3 protein-coding genes are annotated in these 3001 nt (G+C 70.9%); 1 reads left to right on the top strand and 2 read right to left on the bottom strand.

What is annotated here, in order from left to right; genetic code table 11:
- The first annotated feature begins 118 nt into the window (after nucleotides 1–118).
- Complete coding sequence (locus RIF89_RS13145) at nucleotides 119–1456, top strand: aminotransferase class I/II-fold pyridoxal phosphate-dependent enzyme (protein WP_309069545.1); 1338 nt, start codon at nucleotides 119–121, stop codon at nucleotides 1454–1456.
- Nucleotides 1457–1492: 36 nt separating this feature from the next.
- Here RIF89_RS13145 and RIF89_RS13140 read toward each other — a convergent pair whose 3' ends face one another.
- Together RIF89_RS13140 and thrS are read right to left on the bottom strand one after the other, a co-directional pair.
- Nucleotides 1493–2020, bottom strand: a complete 528-nt coding sequence (locus RIF89_RS13140) for an HIT domain-containing protein (protein ID WP_309069544.1) — start codon at nucleotides 2018–2020, stop codon at nucleotides 1493–1495.
- Nucleotides 2021–2042: 22 nt separating this feature from the next.
- On the bottom strand, nucleotides 2043–3001 hold a 959-nt coding region (gene thrS, locus RIF89_RS13135), incomplete at its 5' end, for a threonine--tRNA ligase (protein WP_309069543.1).

Raw genomic sequence — 3001 nt, 5'->3', positions numbered from 1 at the left:
CCGGTTCCGGTGGTCGCGGTGCTCACTGTGCTCCTCCTGTCAGCCCCGACGGGCTCTTTGGCATAGGCCTTTGTTCGACCTAGGCCAAACCGTAGCACGGCCCCGTACACTCGTCGGGATGGATGACATCGCGATCGCAATCGAGGGACGCACCGCCGCCGAGATCGCGGCGAGCGTGCGTGCCTTGCTCGAGCGCGGCGCGCTGTCTCCGGGCGACCCTCTTCCGCCGGTGCGGACGCTCGCTGACCGGCTGGGCGTCAACCGCAACACCGCCGTCGCGGCCTATCGGCTGCTGAGCCGCTCGGGGATCGTGGTCGCGGGCGGGCGCGCGGGCACGCGCATCGCGCATCCCGCACCGGTCGCACGGGAGGGATTCGCGACTTCCGGTGACCACGAGGTCGAGAGCGCACGCGACGTGGGAGCGGGCAACCCGGACCCGGCGTGGATCCCTCAGCCCACCCGCTACCTCACCGCTCTCGCCGGCCGCCCCGTCCTGTACGGCGAGCCCGTGATCGATCCCGAGCTGGAGGCGGCGGCTCTCGCATGGCTGTCGGCGGACGTGGCGCCGGCCGATCTGCGCCTGACGCTGACGAGCGGCGCGGTGGACGCCGTCGAGCGGCTGCTCGCTCAGGCCCTGACCCGGGACGACGCGATCGCGCTCGAGGATCCGTGCTGGCTCGCGAACATCCATACAGTGCGGCTCGCGGGGTATCGCGCGGTGCCCGTGCCTGTCGACGCGGAGGGCATGACGGTCGAGGGCCTGCGCGCCGCGCTCGCGCAGGGCGTGCGCGCCGTGATCTGCACGCCCCGCGCGCAGAACCCGACCGGAGCCGGGCTCTCGGAGCGTCGTGCGCGCGAGCTGCGCGCGGTGCTGGCGGATCATCCGTTCGTACTGGTGATCGAGGACGATCACTTCTCGCTGTTGTCGCGGCAGCCGTTCCGCTCGATCGTCGGCCCGGATCATCGCCGTTGGGCACTCGTCCGCTCGGTGTCGAAGTTCCTCGGTCCCGACATGTGCCTCGCCGTGACCGCCTCCGATCCGCACACGGCCGACCGGCTCTCGCTGCGCCTCAGCTCGGGCACGACATGGGTCAGTCACCTGCTGCAGCGGCTCGCGCACGCAATCCTGACGGATCCGGACGCGCGCGAGCTCATCCGGCGAGCCGGGGCCCACTATGCCGAGCGCAACGCGGCGTTCGCAGCGCGGCTCGCATCCATCGGCATCCAGGTCGCCCCCGGCGACGGCCTCAGCCTGTGGGTGCCCGTCCCCGCGCCTTCGGCCCACGTCGTCGACGAGCTGCGCCGCCGCGGATGGATCGCCCGGCCGGGCGACGAGTTCTTCCTGGGCGACGCGCACGCCGAGCCGCACGTGCGCCTCACCGTGCACGACCTGACGCAGACCGAGGCCGATGCGCTCGTTGCCGACCTCGCGGCCGCCATCGCCGCCGCCGGGTGACCCGGCCCGCGGGAAGACCGTCCAGGCGGCGCCGGGCTAGACCGGCCAGGCGTCGGCGATCGTGCGTCGGACGTCGCCCAGCAGCTGTGGCAGAGCCTTGGTCTTGGCGATGATCGGGAAGAAGTTCGCGTCGCTCCCCCACCGCGGGACGACGTGCTGGTGCAGATGCTCCTCGACGCCGGCCCCCGCCACGTGGCCCTGGTTCATGCCGATGTTGAACCCGTCGCAGCGCGACACCTGACGCAGCACGCGCATGGCGGTCTGCGTCAGGGCGGCGATCTCGGCGGCCTCCTCTGCCGTCGCCTCGTCGTACAGCCCGACGTGGCGATAGGGGCACACGAGCAGGTGGCCGGAGTTGTACGGGAACAGGTTCAGCAGCACGAAGGCGTGCGTCCCCCTGTGCACGATGAGTGCCGACTCGTCGTCCCGCTCAGGGGCCGCGCAGAACGGGCACCCGGATCCGCGATTCACGTCGGCGCCCGCCGCGATGTACGCCATGCGGTGCGGCGTCCAGAGGCGCTGGAACTCGTCCGGGACCGCGGCGAAGTCGGCGGCGCTCTCCATCTCCGTCACCGGACGGGCCCGATCACGCGAGGTCGTCCGCCGTCGAGATCAGCGCCTTCGCGTCGATCGCCTTCGTCACGAGCCCGACGGCCTCGTCGATCGGCACGCCGTTGCGCTGCGAGCCGTCGCGGAACCGGAAGGAGACCGTGCCCGCGGCCCGATCCTGCTCGCCCGCGATCAGCAGCAGCGGCACCTTCGACGTGGTGTGCGTGCGGATCTTCTTCTGCATCCGGTCGTCCGAGTGATCCACCTCGGCACGCGCGCCCGCGGCGCGCAGCCGGGCCACGGCTCCGTCCAGGTACTCGCTGTACTCGTCGGCGACCGGCACGCCCATGATCTGCACGGGCGCGAGCCACAGCGGGAAGTCGCCCGCGTAGTGCTCGAGCAGGATCGCGAAGAAGCGCTCGATCGACCCGAACAGGGCGCGGTGGATCATGATCGGGCGCTGCTTGGAGCCGTCGCGGTCGGTGAACTCGAGTTCGAACCGCTCGGGCAGGTTGAAGTCGAGCTGCACGGTCGACAGCTGCCACGAGCGGCCGATCGCGTCGGTGACCTTGAGGTCGATCTTGGGGCCGTAGAACGCGGCCTCGCCCGGCTCCTCGATGAGATCGAGCCCCGTGGCGACCGCGACGCGTCGCAGGGCGTCGGTCGCGGTCTCCCACACCGCCTCGTCGCCGATCCACTTGTCCTTCTCGTCGTCGCGCATCGACAGCTCGAGTCGGAAGTCGGTCAGGCCGAAGTCCTTCAGCAGCGAGAGCACGAACTCGAGCACCTTGGTGGTCTCGGCCTCGAGCTGATCGGGGGTCACGAAAAGATGCGCGTCGTCCTGCGTGAAGCCGCGCACGCGGGTCAGACCGTGCAGCGCGCCCGAGAGCTCGTTGCGGTACACCGTGCCGTTCTCCGCGAAGCGCAGCGGCAGATCGCGGTAGCTGCGCGCCCGCTCCTTGTAGATCAGGATGTGCATCGGGCAGTTCATGGGCT

This window comes from Microbacterium sp. (assembly GCF_031178525.1).
In the GTDB taxonomy this organism is placed as follows: domain Bacteria; phylum Actinomycetota; class Actinomycetes; order Actinomycetales; family Microbacteriaceae; genus Microbacterium.
Note: the sequence above shows the minus strand (reverse complement) of the source record. Positions and strands in the feature narration are given on the sequence as shown.